We start from the raw sequence: 15,280 nt of genomic DNA on the forward strand, positions 1-15,280 counted from the left end.
GCCCCCACCCGCACCCGACCACCTACTCGTCATCTACTCGTCGTCGCGGGGCCGGTCTTCCTGGGCGGTGGCCGCACCGCCGCCGAAGCCGCGGCGCACCCGGCTGCCGAGGTCGCCCGCGCCGCCCGCGATGTCGGTGACCAGCTTCATCAGCGGGTCCTTGGAGTTCTTCACGTTGTTCGTGTAGTGCGAGGCGGACTCGCGGAAGGAGTCGGTCACCGAGGTGTCCTTGTCCTCGCTGCGCCGCGGGTAGTGCCCGTCCATGATCCGCTGGAAGTCACGCGACTCGGCCCACTTCTTCAGCTCGGCCGCGCGGACCGTGGTGAAGGGGTGCGAGCGGGGCAGCACGTTGAGGATCTTGAGGACGGAGTCGCGCAGGTCGCCCCCGGCCTCGTACTCCTCGGCCTGCGCGAGGAACGCGTCCACGTTCATCTCGTGCAGGTGGTTGCCGCCCGCGATCTTCATCAGGCCGCGCATCGAGGCCTGGAGGTCCTGGCCGACCAGGAGGCCCGCGCGGTCGGCGGACAGCTCCGACTTGCGGAACCACTCGCGCAGCGCGGTCACGATCGCCATGATCGCGAGATTGCCCAGCGGGATCCAGGCGACCTTCAGCGCGAGGCTCGTCAGGAACAGCAGTATCGTCCGGTACACCGAGTGGCCGGAGAGCGCATGGCCCACCTCGTGACCGATGACGGCCCGCATCTCCTCCTCGTCGAGCAGTTCGACGAGCCCGGTGGTCACGACGATGATCGGCTCGTCCAGACCGATGCACATCGCGTTCGGCTGCGGGTCCTGGTTCACGTACATCGGCGGGACCTTCTCCAGGTCCAGGATGTAGCACGCGTCCCGCAGCATGTCGTTGAGGTGGGCGAACTGCTGGTCCGAGACCCGTACGGAGTCGGACAGGAACAGCAGCCTGAGGCTGCGCTCCGGCAGCAGACCGCTGAGCGCCTTGAACACCGTGTCGAAGCCGCTGAGCTTGCGCAGCGCCACCAGCGCCGAGCGGTCCGCGGGGTGTTCGTACGCCCGGGAGGAGATCCCCTCGAAGCGCCTGCGCTGCCTGCTCGGCACGTTCTCGTGCCCGTTCTGCTCGTGGCTGTCGTCCGGCATGTTTCCCCCATGCTCTGTTTGCCCATGTTGCCCCCGAAGCGGGGTCCAGCCTAGGCGGAGTTACCGTGGCAGGGCATCAACCGTAAGGAGCGATCTCCATGGGACATCTCCCGCACCCGCCCGAGCCCGCCTGGCTCACCGAGGCCGCGGACGTCGCCGCCAAGGAACAGGGAGCGGGCAATCTGCTGCGTGTGGTGCTGATCGTGATGGTCCTGGGCTCCGTCCTGATGGCGTGGTTCCTGCTGCGGGGCTACAAGCGGGACGACTGACGCCCGCCGACGGGAAGGACGTGCGGCGCACGTGAACGGTTGCTCGTTCGTGAAGTACGCGCCCGGCGGCGCCCCCGTTCACTCCTGGGCGGAGTCGGCGTGATCGCCGACGGACCCCCCGCTTACGATGGGCGGGTCTTTATCCCGATCCCACACCCGGATAGGTCACGCCGACGATGAGCTTCCACAGCACCGCTGCCGACTTGGTCACTCTCGCCGCCGAGGGCGGCGGGGAGCACGGCGGCAACCACGAGAGCCTGAGCCCCTACCTGACCGGCGGCGGAGCCTTCGTCGCCCTGATGCTGCTGCTGTGGATCACCACCCGCTTCAACCGCGATCGCTGAACCGCGCAAAAGGACGTTCGAACAGTGCGCGTCGACCGGGCCGGTAGGCTCTCCACGCATGGGAGAGCAGGACATGCCTACCGGTCCGGAGCCGAACAAGGCGGCGGACCAGGCGAACGACACCACGGACGGCCGGTCCGACAGCGCCTCCGGCGCACCGGGAAACCGCCCGTCGCAACCCGGTAGGCGCCGCCTCGGCGTGATGGGCGGCACGTTCGACCCGATCCACCACGGGCACCTCGTGGCGGCCCAGGAGGTCGCCGCCCAGTTCGGTCTCGACGAGGTCGTCTTCGTGCCGACCGGACAGCCCTGGCAGAAGTCCCACCGCTCGGTCTCGGCGGCCGAGGACCGCTATCTGATGACGGTCATCGCCACGGCCGAGAACCCCCACTTCTCGGTGAGCCGCATCGACATCGACCGCAAGGGCCTCACCTACACCATCGACACCCTGCGCGAACTGCACGAGCTCAACCCCGAGTCCGACCTCTTCTTCATCACCGGCGCCGACGCGCTCGCCCAGATCCTCACCTGGCGCGACGCGGAGGAGCTGTTCTCCCTCGCGCACTTCATCGGGGTCACCCGTCCGGGGCACACCCTGGCCGACCCGGGCCTGCCCGCGGGCGGGGTTTCGCTGGTCGAGGTCCCGGCGCTCGCCATCTCCTCCACGGACTGCCGTGCGAGAGTCGCCAAGGGCGACCCCGTCTGGTACCTGGTGCCGGACGGCGTCGTGCGCTACATCGACAAGCGGCAGCTGTACCGCGGCGAGTGAGCCGAGAGGGGCACCGGTGAACGACCGATACGACGCCGGCTACGGGGGCGGCGACCAGAGTTACGAGCTCGTCGGCTACGACGAGTACGGGCAGCCGGTGTACCGACAGGCGCCCGCTCAGCAGGTGCCTCAACAACAGGCGTACGACCCCTACGGGACCCAGCAGCACGGGACGCAGCAGGCCCAGGGGCAGCAGGGATACGGCCAAGGCTACGGCTACGACCCGTACGCGACCGGCCAGGCCCAGCAGCAGTACCCGCAGGGATACGGAACGGGTTACGACACGGCCTATGACACCGGTCGGCCGACCCCGCAGACCCCGCAGACCTACGCCCCGTACGACTCCTACGGGCAGACGGCGGTCGGCGGCCCGCACGCCGCCGTGACGGAGCAGACCGCCCCCGTCACGGAGCAGAACGCCTACATCCCGCAGCAGTCGGCACCGTCGACGGCCGTCGGGGAGAGCGGGCACCCCGCCGGCGACGTCTCCCCGGAGGGCGACTCCGGGGAACGGGAGTACCGCACCGAGCAGTTCGCCTTCGTGGAGGAGCCCGACGGCGACTCCGAGGACGTCATCGACTGGCTGAACTTCACCGAGAACCGCACCGAACGCCGCGAGGAGGCCAAGCGGCGGGCCAAGAGCCGGATGGTCGCCCTGGTGGTGGTCCTGGCCCTGGTCGCGGTCGGCGGCGTCGGCTACCTGTGGTGGGCGGGCATGCTGCCCGGGGCCTCGTCGGACGAGCAGACCGGCACCACCACCTCGGCGGCCGCCCAGAAGCGGGACGTGATCGTCGTCCACCTGCACGACACCAAGGGGGGCGGCACCTCCACGGCGCTGCTCGTGAACAACACCACCACCGGGCGGGGTGCCACCGTCCTGATCCCCAACGCCCTCGCCCTCACCGGCGACGACGGCACCACGACCACCCTCGCCAAGTCCGTCGACGACGACGGCTCCTCCGGCACCCGCGACGCCCTCGACACCGTCCTGGGCACCGACATCGAGGGCACCTGGCGGCTCGACACCCCCTACCTGAACAACCTCGTCGGCCTCGTCGGCAACATCGACGTCGACACGAACACGGACGTGCCCGACCCCGAGGCGAAGAAGAAGGGCGCGGCCCCCCTCGTCACCAAGGGCAAGGCCCAGACCCTCAGCGGCAAGATGGCCGTCGCCTACGCCACCTACCGGGCCTCAGGCGAGTCGCAGGACGCGCAGCTGAAGCGGTTCGGCCAGGTGATGCAGGGCGTGCTGCGCAAGCTGTCCTCCGACGCCCAGGCCGCCACCGTCACCGTGCAGACGCTGGCCCAGATCCTCGACCCCTCGCTCAGCGACAAGGACCTCGGCACCTTCCTGGCCAAGCTCGCCGACCACGCCAAGGGCGGCGACTACGAGACCGAGTCGCTGCCCGTCCAGCAGGACGGCACCCTCAGCGCCCAGGCCTCCGACAGTGTGGTCAAGAACCTGCTCGGCGGCGCCGCGAAGAGCCCCGACGCCGGGGACGCCGTCCGGGTCGGCATCCGCAACGCCACCGGCGAGAAGGACGCCACCGAACAGGCCCGCGTCGTCGTCCTCAACGGCGGCTACACGTTCCTCGACGCCGGCACCACCGCCACCGCCCAGGCGACCTCACAGGTCACCTACTCCGACGCGGCCCGCAAGCAGGACGCCATCGAGGTCGCCAAGACCCTCGGCCTGCCGACCAGCGCCGTCAAGAAGGGCGAGACCACGTCCAACGCCGACGTCTCCGTCGTCCTCGGCCAGAACTACGAGACGACGGACACCACCGGGACCACGGGGACGACCGGCACGACCGGCGCCACGGGGACCACGGGCACGACCGGCACCACGGGCTGACCGCGCCGGGGGATCGACAGCAGGCCCCGGAGCCGCCGTTCGGCGCCGCTCCGGGGCCTGATCCGTCAACCCGTGGGGCGGTGTCGGTGGGCCGTGAGATCCTTGCAGTAACCCGCGAGGGTTTCCTGACCGACGACCGAAAGCCGTGCAGTGACCGCCACCGACCGTTCCCTCGAGCTCCTCCACACCGCCGCGCAGGCGGCTGCCGACAAGCTCGCGCACGACGTCATCGCGTACGACGTCAGCGACGTGCTGTCCATCACGGACGCCTTCCTGCTCGCCTCCGCGCCCAACGACCGCCAGGTCAAGTCGATCGTCGACGAGATCGAGGAGCGGCTGAACAAGGAGCTCGGCGCCAAGCCGGTCCGCCGTGAGGGCGACCGCGAGGCCCGCTGGGTGCTGCTCGACTACGTCGACATCGTCGTGCACGTCCAGCACAGCGAGGAGCGCGTCTTCTACGCCCTGGAGCGGCTCTGGAAGGACTGCCCCGAGCTGGAGCTGCCCGCCGATGCCAAGGCCACCCGTGGCAAGGGCGAGGAGCACGCCAAGCTGCGGGCCGCCGAGGAGGAGGCCGAGCTGGGCGGGGAGCTGCGGTGACTGCGGGCATCGACTCCGCGGATCGCAAGGGCCGGGGCCGCCGCCTCATCCTGTGGCGGCACGGCCAGACGTCGTGGAACGTGGAGCGCCGCTTCCAGGGCACCACGGACGTCGAGCTGACCGCGACGGGCCTCGGCCAGGCCCGTCGCGCGGCCCGGCTGCTGGCCTCCCTCAAGCCCGACGCGATCGTCGCCTCCGACCTCGCGCGCGCCGCGAACACCGCCGCCGAGCTGGCGGCGCTCACCGCCCTGGAGGTCAGCCACGACGAGGGTCTGCGCGAGACCTACGCCGGTGTCTGGCAGGGCCTCACGCACGACGAGATCATCGCCCGGCACGGCGAGGAGTACGCCGCGTGGAAGCGGGGCGAGCCGGTCCGCAGGGGCGGCGGCGAGCTGGAGACCGAGGTCGCCGACCGCGCGGCCCCCGTGGTGCTCCGGCACGCCGACAAGCTCCCGGAGAACGGCACCCTGGTCGTGGTCAGCCACGGCGGCACCATCCGTACCACCATCGGACGCCTCCTCGGTCTGGAGCCCCGTCACTGGGAGAGCCTGGGCGGCCTCTCCAACTGCTGCTGGTCCGTCCTCGGCGAGGGCGCCCGCGGCTGGCGGCTCCTGGAGCACAACGCCGGCACGCTCCCCGAGCCGGTGCTCGGCGACGACGACTGAGCCCCGCAAGAGGCCTGGTCACACGGCTCGGGACCCGGATTTCACTTTCCGGCTGGTCGCAGGCTAAAGTTCTTCTTGTTCGCCCCGCCGAGCGGGGCGAAACACCGAGCGACCACCGTCCGTGTGGTGCGAGGGGCTATAGCTCAGTTGGTAGAGCGCCTGCATGGCATGCAGGAGGTCAGGAGTTCAATTCTCCTTAGCTCCACAGATCGGTACATAAGATCCCGTTCCCGTGAGGGAGCGGGATTTTTCGTGTGTGACCTGCGTCCCTTCTTGAGCAGGTGCGGCCCCGCAGGCGTATACCTCTGCGGACGGCCTTCTTTCCCGCTTCGTGCTGGGACTGGTACGAAGGCGTCGCTGACCGTATTGGTCCGGCCGTGGCAGAATCAAACGGCCGGAAGGGGGCGCGGCCCGGACGGGAGGGAGAAGCGATGCCTGCGAGCATCCGCGGGAGGGTCGACGACCTTCCCGCAGCGGTGGTGATGCGGAGCAAGACCACCCTCCTCTGCCCTTCCTGCGGCTCGCTCCACGTTGCCCAAGTCCTCGGTGACAACGGAGGGATCTCCTACGTGTGCACGGCCTGCGGCCACAGCTGGAGCTGATCGATGGGTGCACACAGGAGGAAGTGCGACTGGTGCGGTAGCGGCACCCCCATCGTCCGCGACATGGAGCCCGTCAACGCCGACTACCAGTACTGGTGCGAGGAATGCGCCCGGGCGCTGATCATAAAAGGCGACCCGATCGAGACGTACCGCGAACTGGAGGGGGAGCCGATCTACGGCCGGCTCCTCGAAGAGCACTGCACGCTCAAACGCTTCTACTCGTTCGTGACGGCCTGAGCGTCAACTCGGCGCCCGTCCCTGGCCGTCGGTCGTCCCCAGGCCGCCACGGGTGCCCCAGCGGCCTCGTGGCAGCCGTCGGGGGACGAGACCGTGAACGGAGGCTGAGCGGTACGCTCTCCGGAATCCGACAAAAGCGCCCTGAATCGTCCATAGTTCGCGCCCGACGGAAACGATTTGGTGGTGCGCGTGGGAGACCGGTAATGTTGGCGTCGTCGCCAGGGAAACCCGGCGGACAACACCGCAAGGGGCTATAGCTCAGTTGGTAGAGCGCCTGCATGGCATGCAGGAGGTCAGGAGTTCAATTCTCCTTAGCTCCACAGAAAAGACCCCGTCCAAGTGGACGGGGTCTTCGCGTTGTTGGCGGCGACGGTGCGAGAGGAAGGGCGGGTCATCCCGTGTGGGGTGACCCGCCCTTCCTCCGTGTGTCCGTCGGTTGTGTCAGCGACCGCTGCCCAGGGCCCGACGGCCGCGGCCCTGGGAGAGTACCGGCAGGTTCCGCGAGGGCGCGGAGGGACGGTTGTCCTCCTCGATGCGCAGGGCGAGCGCGGGGCAGCGGCGTACCGCGCGCAGGGCCTTCGCCTCGGCGTACTGCGGGACCTTGGCCTGGGCGACGGTGGGGAAGCCGTCGGCGCCGAGCTGGAAGACCTCGGGGAGGATGTCGGCGCACAGGCCGTGGCCGCGGCAGAGCGTCCAGTCGACGAAGATCTTCTGGCGGCTCGCGCCGCTCTCCTCCTGGCCCGCGCCGCCCGGGATGCCGGTCGGCATACGGCCGCCCTCGAAGAGCGGCAGCACGCCCTCCACGGGCCGGCCGCAGCCGTTGCCCAGGACGTGCGCGGCGAGGTCGTCCGTGAACGCCTTGATGGTCGATTCCAGGAACATCGCGGAGCCGTCCGGGTGCGAGCACGCGCCGCGCCGCTTGACGTTCTTCGCGACCTGCTTGAGGGCCTCCAGGGCGGCCGGGCCGCCGCCGTTGAGGATGTCCTCCATGCCGCGCGCGGCGGCCGGCAGACCGAGGTAGCAGGGGCCGCACTGGCCCGCGCTCTCCTCGGCGAGCCACTTGGCGACCTGGAGCGACTCGCCGAGGGGGCAGGTGTCCTGGCTGATCGGCAGGATCGCGCCCGCGCCGAGCGCGCCGCCCACCGCGTCCAGCGAGTTGCGCGAGACGACCGCCTCGTTGACGGTCGCCGCGTCGATCCATTTGCCGTGGTAGCCGCCGGTCAGCACGCCCTGCGGGACCGGCGGCGCGCCGGCGAGCTGGAGGATGTAGCGCAGCGGCACGCCGGTGGGCGCCTCGATCACCATGGGGCGGGCGACCGCGCCGGAGACGGTGAGCATGACGGTGCCCGGCTCGTCGTACAGGCCGGTGTTGCCGTACCGCTCGGAGCCGATGCGGGCGCCGATGGCGAGCTGCGCGAAGGTCTCCGCGTTGGACAGCAGCGTCGGCGCGCCGCCGACACCGCTCTTGGAGGCGCTGGTCTTGCGGCCGGGCGGGATCGGAGGCCCGCCGTCGATGGAGCGGATCAGCGAGCCGGCGGCGCCGGTGACCATGCGGACCGGGTTGCGCTGCACGCTCGCGCGGATGGCGGCGCCGCGCCGGTTGCTCAGCCCGCGCTCGGAGAGGGCTGCCTCCATCGAGCGCTGTGTGGATTCACGTGTCACCCCGATGACCAGTTGGCGGGCGCCCAGGGCCTCCGCGACCAGCAGGGCGCCGTCCAGGATGAGGTGCGGGGCACGGTTGATCAGCACCGTGTCCTTGCGGCAGGCGGGTTCGTCCTCGCTGCCGTTGACGACCACGACGGGTCGGATGCCGCGCTTGATCGCCGACTCGGCGACCGAGCGGAGTTTCTTGTGGAACGGGAAGCCCGCGCCGCCCCTGCCCTTCAGGTTGATCCGCTCGGACAGCTGGGCGAGCTGCTCGCCGCCCATCGGCTCGAGCGGACCGTGCACCTTCAGGTGCATGGGGAGGTCGAGTCTCTCGACGAGGTCGAAGCCCGAGGTGAGCTGGGGGAGCCCCACCACTCGGACTTCGGGGACGTCGGGAAGGGCCTCGTTCACTTAAATCCTCCGGAAGGCGCGTTCCAGGGTTCGCCTGAGCCCGGCTGGTTGTAGTCCTCGTAGCCGGACAGCGCATCAGTGGCGGGACCGCTGTTGTACGTGTCGTTCGGGTTGTACGTGCCGTAGGGGGCGTTCGTCTCAGCGGTTCCGTAGGAAGTTTCGGGGACCACGGGGTTGGCCCCGGTGTTGTACGTCTCGCCCTGGTACGTCTGGCCCGGATACGCCTGGCCGCCCTGGTACGACTGCCCGCCCAGCGGCTGTCCGGCGAAGGTGTCCTGCATCGGGTCGTACGCGGACGGGGGTGCCTCGCCGACCGGCGGCGGGGACGGGGCCGGCCAGCGGGTGCTGCCCGTGGTCGAACCGTCGTCCATGCGGGGCATGGCCTGTGTGGGCTGCATGTCCAGCGGCGGCTGCTGCTGGGTGAGATAGGGCGCCGTGGGTTCCTGGGCGCGCGGGGTCATCGACACCGCGCGGTACGCGGCCGCGAAACCGGGGCCGCTGTCGGCCGAGGCACCCGCGCGCTGCGGGGGGACCAGGGGGTCGCCCAGCGGGGGGTTGCCCTGGCCGCCGCCGAAACCGGGCAGCGGGAACTGGCCGGTGTCCCGCATCCCGTCGCGCTGTCCGCCGTCGCGCTGTCCGCCGTCGCGCCGGCCGCCCTCGCGGCGTCCGCCGGTCTCGTCCAGGCCCTGCAGGGCCGAGCGGGACTTCACGAGTTCGTCGACCTCGGGGGGCCGCTGGCCGTCGGTGCCCAGGAGGGCGGCGAGGCGCTCGACCACCTGGCGCTTGACCTCGCGCGGCGCGGCACGCAGCAGCAGCGCGGCGGCGACCGCGATGAGGCCCGCGGAGTAGAGGATCACGAAGATCGGCTTGGCTTCGCGACCCGCGTAGAGTCCGTGCACGAGCGCGAAACACCAGGCTGGGTAGGCCATCATGTGCATCGCGCGCCAGCGTGCCGCGACCGGCGCCGGGGAGGCGAAGTTGCTGCGGAGCGCGCCGGTGATGGCGACGAAGATCATCATGGTGCCGGCGGTCGCGCCGAACCCGATGAGCGCGCCCGACCCTGTCACGCCGAGGGCGAAGGGGAACAGGGCGATCGCGGAGACGTGGTTCAGTGCCAGCTTGACCGACACGTGCAGCACGAGGAACGCGACCGAGGCGATGGCGGTCGTCCGGTGGACGGCCTGGCCGATGATGCGCTGACGCACCGTGAGCAGGGTCCGGTCCTGGGCGACGAGCCCCCAGAGCACCGAGAGCGTCAGCGAGACGAGCGAGAGAACGCCCGCTCCGAAGTCGAGGAACTCCCGGTACGCGTCACCTCCGACCAGCACACTTACGGGTATCAGCAGCAGAGCGGCAGCCGTGGCCGTCCCGTAGGCCGAGCGGCCTGTCTGGGGCAGCGAGCTGTTACTGCGACGAGGGTTCATGGGGGCAACTCCGAACAGTTCGGGAAAGCGGTCCCGTCGTCGAACTGTAAGTGGTGCCAATACCGGGCGGTACGCGGTTTGAGTTATTGCGTTGTTATCAAGGGCCAATCTCACATCTGCGATGTCCCATAGTGGCTGTTACGCGAAGTAAGAATTGAATAAAGTTCAACTTTTTTTGGCCGGATCTCGTGGCCGACACACGGCGGGTCCGTGTCCATCGGGGCTGCGGTACCCTGATCACATGCGTGCCGTACGCCTTCTGCTTAGCGAGCCGCGCTGATCAGTCCCGACCGCCGTTGACGGCGTGGTCGGCATCAGCGCGGCGTCCCCTCCTGTGTGAGGGGATTTTTCGTTTCCTGGACGAACAGCCCGCTGGCAGAGACGATCGATGGAGCTTTGAGGATCATGAGCGAGACGAACCCCGCTGCCGCCGAAGTGGCCGCGCACCGCTACACGGCCGCCGTCGCGGCCGACATCGAGGCACGCTGGCAGGACTTCTGGGACGCCGACGGCACGTACGCGGCGCCGAACCCCACGGGCGACCTGGCGGGTGACGCGGAGTCGGCCGCGCGGCCCAAGAAGTTCATCATGGACATGTTTCCGTACCCGTCCGGTACGGGCCTGCACGTCGGTCACCCCCTGGGCTACATCGCCACCGACGTCTACGCCCGCTACCAGCGGATGACCGGCCACAACGTCCTGCACACCCTGGGCTTCGACGCCTTCGGCCTGCCCGCCGAGCAGCACGCCGTGGCCACCGGCGAGCACCCCCGGGTCACCACCGAGGCCGCCATCAACAACATGAAGTCCCAGCTGCGCAGGCTGGGTCTGGGCCACGACAAGCGCCGGTCGTTCGCCACGATCGACCCGGACTACTACAAGTGGACCCAGTGGATCTTCCTGCAGATCTTCAACTCCTGGTACGACGACGAGGCGAGGAAGGCCCGCCCGATCGCCGAGCTGGTCGCCCAGTTCGAGTCCGGTGAACGCGCGCTGCCCGGCGGCGGCTCCTGGAGCGCGCTGAGCGCCGGTGAACGCGCCGACATCCTGGGCGAGTACCGCCTGGCGTACGCATCCGACGCGCCCGTCAACTGGTGCCCCGGTCTGGGCACCGTGCTGGCCAACGAGGAGGTCACCGCCGACGGCCGCTCCGAGCGGGGCAACTTCCCCGTCTTCAAGGCCAAGCTGCGCCAGTGGAACATGCGGATCACGGCGTACGCCGACCGTCTGCTGGACGACCTGAACGAGCTGGACTGGCCCGAGGCCATCAAGCTGCAGCAGCGCAACTGGATCGGCCGCTCCGAGGGCGCCCGCGTCGACTTCCCGATCGACGGCGAGCGCATCACCGTCTTCACCACCCGCCCCGACACTCTGTTCGGCGCGACCTACATGGTGCTGGCCCCCGAGCACCCGCTGGTCGACAAGTTCACCCCGGACGCCTGGCCCGAGGGCACCCACGACGTGTGGACCGGTGGTCACGCGACCCCCGCCGAGGCCGTCGCCGCCTACCGCGCGCAGGCCGCCTCCAAGTCCGACGTCGAGCGGCAGGCCGAGGCCAAGGACAAGACCGGCGTCTTCACCGGCTCGTTCGCCACCAACCCGGTCAACGGCGAGCGGATCCCGGTCTTCATCGCCGACTACGTCCTGATGGGCTACGGCACCGGCGCGATCATGGCCGTCCCGGCGCACGACACGCGCGACTTCGCCTTCGCCCGCGCCTTCGAACTGCCGATCGTCTGCGTGGTCGAGCCCACGGACGGCCGCGGCACCGACACCCCGACGTGGGACGAGGCCTTCGTGTCGTACGACGCGAAGATCGTCAACTCCACCGGTGAGGGCGTCTCGCTGGACGGCCTGGGCGTCGTCGAGGCCAAGGCGCGCGTCACCGAGTGGCTGGAGCGGTCCGGCATCGGCGAGGGCACCGTCAACTTCCGGCTGCGCGACTGGCTGTTCAGCCGCCAGCGGTACTGGGGCGAGCCCTTCCCGATCGTCTACGACGAGGACGGCGTCGCCCACTCGCTGCCCGAGTCGATGCTGCCGCTGGAGCTGCCCGAGGTCGAGGACTACAGCCCCCGCACCTTCGACCCGGACGACGCCGACACCCAGCCCGAGACACCGCTGTCGCGCAACGCGGACTGGGTGAACGTCACGCTGGACCTGGGCGACGGTCCCAAGCGCTATCGGCGTGAGACCAACACCATGCCCAACTGGGCCGGTTCCTGCTGGTACGAGCTGCGCTACCTGGACCCGCACAACTCCGAGAAGCTGGTCGACCCGGAGATCGAGCGGTACTGGATGGGCCCGCGCGAGGGCCAGCCGCACGGCGGTGTCGACCTGTACGTCGGCGGCGCCGAGCACGCGGTGCTGCACCTGCTGTACGCGCGCTTCTGGTCCAAGGTCCTGTTCGACCTGGGGCACGTCTCGTCGGCCGAGCCGTTCCACAAGCTGTTCAACCAGGGCATGATCCAGGCCTTCGTCTACCGCGACAGCCGTGGCTTCGCGGTGCCGGCCGCCGAGGTGGAGGAGCGCGACGGCACCTACTACTACCAGGGCGAGAAGGTCAGCCGCCTGCTGGGCAAGATGGGCAAGTCCCTGAAGAACGCGGTGACCCCCGAGTCGATCTGCGAGGAGTACGGCGCCGACACGCTGCGCCTGTACGAGATGGCGATGGGCCCGCTGGACGTCTCCCGGCCGTGGGACACGCGCGCGGTGGTCGGCCAGTTCCGGCTGCTGCAGCGGCTGTGGCGCAACGTCGTCGACGAGGCCACCGGCGAGGTGACGGTCGTCGACACCGAGCCCGGAGAGGACACCCTGCGGGCGCTGCACAAGGCCATCGACGGTGTCCGCCAGGACCTGGAGGGCCTGCGGTTCAACACCGCGATCGCCAAGGTCACCGAGCTGAACAACCACCTGACCAAGGTGGGTGGCCCGGTGTCCCGCTCCGTCGCCGAGTTCCTGGTCCTGCTGGTCGCGCCGCTGGCCCCGCACATCGCCGAGGAGCTGTGGCGCAAGCTGGGGCACGGCGATTCGGTCGTGCACCAGGACTTCCCCGTCGCCGACCCCGCGTACGTCGTCGACGAGGCCGTCACCTGTGTCGTCCAGATCAAGGGCAAGGTCAAGGCCCGGCTGGAGGTGCCGCCGACCATCTCCGAGGAGGAGCTGGAGAAGGTGGCCCTGGGCGACGAGAAGGTGGTCGCGGCGCTGGCCGGGGCACCGATCCGGAAGGTGATCGTGCGGGCGCCGAAGCTGGTGAACATCGTCACGTGAGGGCGGTGGGGGTGTCCGCTGCGGGCTCGCGTGAGGCCGCGTGAGGCCGCCGCCTGAGATCGATTGAGTTGAGCGAGAGCGAACGAGATCGAGCGAGATCGATTGAGCTTGAGTGGTGACCTCGGGCGGTCGCCCGCCCGGTGACCTGGGGTAGCCGCCGGTGGACGATCCGCTGCCGGTCGGTGGTGGTTCGGGGGAGTCCCCTACGGGCAGGTTCCGGGTTCCGATGGAACCTGGGACCTGCCTGTTGCGTTTACCGTTGAAGAGCGCCGCAGCACATACCGTGCCGGTCGAAGGAGGAGCGCGTCGTGGATGCCGTCATCGCAGTCGTCGCCCTGTTCTTCGTGATGTTCGTGGTCCTGGGGGCGTACGCCACGGTGAAGGCGGTCGGCGCGGCCAAGCGCGGCGTGGACCGTACGATCACGCAGGCCAAGCGGACCGTCGAGGACACCACTTTGCGCGCCAGGAGCCTGGCCCAGCCGGGGCCCGTCGGGCAACTGGCCGACCTACGGCTGAAGTTGCGCACCTCCATGCGGGCCACCCAGGAGGCCCTGCAGGCGGGGGTGGGTGAGGACGAGTCGCTGAAGGAGTCCCTGGCCCTCTTCGAGCAGCTCAGCAAGCACGGCCGGGAGCTGGACGACGAGCTGCGGCGCCTGGAGCCCGAGCCCGACCGCGCCAAGCTCGTCCAGCGGCTCCCCGCGCTGCGCGAGCGCACCGAGCGGGTCGTCAAGTCCGCCGACTCGCTGCGCTGGGCGGCGCACGACCGGGCCCGCAAGTTCGCGGAGGACGACCTCGACACGCTCAGTGCGCAGATCGACGTCGAGGCGGGCGCGTTGCGGCACTGGACGACGGAACCCGCCGCGGTGTGGCCGGAGGCGCCCAAGCCCGAGCCGGCAACCTCCACGGGGCAGACCTGGCAGGAGACTCCCGAGTCGGGCGGGGGTGCGTCTCGCGGTGCCGGGTCCGGTGGGGCGGCGTCCCGCGGTGCCGGGTCCGGTGAAGGCGCGTCCCGCGACGGGGAGTCCCGTAGGGGTCAGGAGCCGCCCAGGCCCGCGATCACTCCGCCGAGCGCGCGGCCGACCTACCCGTGGCAGAAGAAGCCCCGCCCGGAGAGCACCACTTGAGCCAGTCACCCCGGTCCGGCCGCACCGTGCGGTCGCGGGTGACAGGGGCCGGGCTGCCGTCGGCGCGGCTCGGCGGGTAACCTCCAGCTCATGTCCCGCCATGTCGCGATCGTCACCGATTCAACGGCCTACCTGCCGCCGCCGGCGATGGAGCGTCACGGCATCACCGCGGTGCCGTTGACCGTGGTCCTCGGCGACCAGGCGCTCGAAGAAGGGACCGAGATCTCGGCCCGCTCCCTGGCCCAGGCGCTGCAGAAACGACGGTCCGTCACGACCTCCCGCCCCAGCCCCGAGCTGTTCGCCGAGACCTACCGCAGGGTCGCGGAGTCGGGCGCCACGGGCATCGTCTCGCTCCACCTCTCCGCCGAGTTCTCGGGCACCTACGACGCGGCCGTGCTCGCGGCCCGCGAGGCACCCGTACCCGTGCGCGTCGTGGACACCGGGATGGTCGCGATGGCCCTCGGGTTCTGCGCCCTGGCCGCCGCCGAGTCCGCGGAGGCGGGCGGCACGGTGGACGAGGCCGTCACAGCCGCCGAGAAGCGGGCCGCGGGGACGTCCGCCTTCTTCTACGTCGACACGCTGGACTACCTCCGCCGGGGCGGACGTATCGGTGCGGCGCAGGCACTGTTCGGGTCCGCGCTGGCGGTCAAGCCGCTGCTGCAGCTGGACGGCGGCCGTATCGAGATGCTGGAGAAGGTCCGTACGGCGTCCAGGGCGATCGCCCGCCTGGAGGAGATCGTCGCCGAACGGGCGGCCGCGGGGCCGGTCGACATCGCCGTCCACCACCTCGCGGCGCCCGACCGGGCCTCCGCGCTCGCGGAGCGGCTTCGGGGCCGGGTGTCCGGGCTGGCCGATCTGCATGTGAGCGAGGTCGGGGCGGTGATCGGGGCGCACACGGGACCCGGGCTGCTGGGTGTGGTGGTCTCGCCTCGGTGAGGGGAGTGCCGTGTCGGGGG

At 70.3% G+C, this 15,280-nt stretch carries 13 protein-coding genes and 2 tRNA genes; 12 read left to right on the top strand and 3 right to left on the bottom strand.

Annotated features, from left to right (window positions below; translation table 11 throughout):
- Positions 1-33: 33 nt before the first annotated feature.
- Positions 34-1,110 (bottom strand): M48 family metallopeptidase, encoded by a 1,077-nt coding sequence (locus tag P1P70_RS26815; protein ID WP_319242071.1) that lies wholly within the window; start codon positions 1,108-1,110, stop codon positions 34-36.
- Between the two features lie 98 nt (positions 1,111-1,208).
- Here P1P70_RS26815 and P1P70_RS26820 point away from each other — a divergent pair, with 98 nt between their 5' ends.
- The 9 genes from P1P70_RS26820 (at position 1,209) to P1P70_RS26860 (ending at position 6,771) form a co-directional block, all read left to right on the top strand.
- Positions 1,209-1,379 carry a hypothetical protein gene (locus P1P70_RS26820; RefSeq protein ID WP_319242073.1) on the top strand — a complete coding sequence of 57 codons (171 nt, stop codon included), beginning with the start codon at positions 1,209-1,211 and terminating at the stop codon, positions 1,377-1,379.
- 176 nt (positions 1,380-1,555) lie between these two features.
- Positions 1,556-1,723 carry a hypothetical protein gene (locus tag P1P70_RS26825; RefSeq protein ID WP_045557516.1) on the top strand — a complete coding sequence of 56 codons (168 nt, stop codon included), beginning with the start codon at positions 1,556-1,558 and terminating at the stop codon, positions 1,721-1,723.
- 58 nt (positions 1,724-1,781) lie between these two features.
- Positions 1,782-2,492 (top strand): nicotinate-nucleotide adenylyltransferase, encoded by a 711-nt coding sequence (gene nadD / locus P1P70_RS26830; RefSeq protein ID WP_319242075.1) that lies wholly within the window; start codon positions 1,782-1,784, stop codon positions 2,490-2,492.
- Positions 2,493-2,508: 16 nt separating this feature from the next.
- A complete protein-coding gene (locus P1P70_RS26835) occupies positions 2,509-4,350 on the top strand; it encodes an LCP family protein (RefSeq protein ID WP_319242077.1) in 1,842 nt (613 codons plus the stop codon).
- A 150-nt stretch (positions 4,351-4,500) separates the two neighbouring features.
- Positions 4,501-4,947, top strand: a complete 447-nt coding sequence (rsfS, locus tag P1P70_RS26840; protein ID WP_184894153.1) for a ribosome silencing factor — start codon at positions 4,501-4,503, stop codon at positions 4,945-4,947.
- Positions 4,944-5,612, top strand: coding sequence for a histidine phosphatase family protein (locus P1P70_RS26845; RefSeq protein ID WP_319242080.1), 669 nt, complete (start codon positions 4,944-4,946; stop codon positions 5,610-5,612). The genes rsfS and P1P70_RS26845 overlap by 4 nt, the downstream gene beginning before the upstream one ends.
- Positions 5,613-5,744: 132 nt before the next feature.
- Positions 5,745-5,817: transfer RNA gene (locus P1P70_RS26850), tRNA-Ala, on the top strand.
- Between the two features lie 400 nt (positions 5,818-6,217).
- On the top strand, positions 6,218-6,451 hold the full coding sequence (locus P1P70_RS26855; RefSeq protein ID WP_005479297.1) for a hypothetical protein: 234 nt from the start codon (positions 6,218-6,220) through the stop codon (positions 6,449-6,451).
- A gap of 247 nt (positions 6,452-6,698) precedes the next feature.
- Positions 6,699-6,771 (top strand) — tRNA-Ala (locus P1P70_RS26860).
- A gap of 121 nt (positions 6,772-6,892) precedes the next feature.
- Here the strand turns inward: P1P70_RS26860 and P1P70_RS26865 are convergent.
- The gene (locus tag P1P70_RS26865; RefSeq protein WP_319242082.1) at positions 6,893-8,509 is read right to left on the bottom strand and encodes an NADH-ubiquinone oxidoreductase-F iron-sulfur binding region domain-containing protein; all 1,617 of its coding nucleotides are present in this window, start codon (positions 8,507-8,509) and stop codon (positions 6,893-6,895) included.
- Positions 8,506-9,933 (bottom strand): cytochrome b/b6 domain-containing protein, encoded by a 1,428-nt coding sequence (locus tag P1P70_RS26870; protein ID WP_319242085.1) that lies wholly within the window; start codon positions 9,931-9,933, stop codon positions 8,506-8,508. The genes P1P70_RS26865 and P1P70_RS26870 overlap by 4 nt, the downstream gene beginning before the upstream one ends.
- Before the next feature lie 405 nt (positions 9,934-10,338).
- On the opposite strand from P1P70_RS26870, the gene leuS reads away from it, so the two are divergent.
- The 3 genes from leuS (at position 10,339) to P1P70_RS26885 (ending at position 15,260) form a co-directional block, all read left to right on the top strand.
- Positions 10,339-13,200 carry a leucine--tRNA ligase gene (gene leuS / locus P1P70_RS26875; RefSeq protein WP_319242087.1) on the top strand — a complete coding sequence of 954 codons (2,862 nt, stop codon included), beginning with the start codon at positions 10,339-10,341 and terminating at the stop codon, positions 13,198-13,200.
- Positions 13,201-13,508: 308 nt separating this feature from the next.
- Positions 13,509-14,324 carry a hypothetical protein gene (locus P1P70_RS26880; RefSeq protein WP_319242089.1) on the top strand — a complete coding sequence of 272 codons (816 nt, stop codon included), beginning with the start codon at positions 13,509-13,511 and terminating at the stop codon, positions 14,322-14,324.
- A 90-nt stretch (positions 14,325-14,414) separates the two neighbouring features.
- Entirely contained in the window at positions 14,415-15,260 is an 846-nt protein-coding gene (locus tag P1P70_RS26885) for a DegV family protein (RefSeq protein WP_319242091.1), read from the top strand.
- Positions 15,261-15,280 lie beyond the last annotated feature (20 nt).

Source organism: Streptomyces sp. MB09-02B (assembly GCF_033794485.1).
GTDB lineage: Bacteria > Actinomycetota > Actinomycetes > Streptomycetales > Streptomycetaceae > Streptomyces.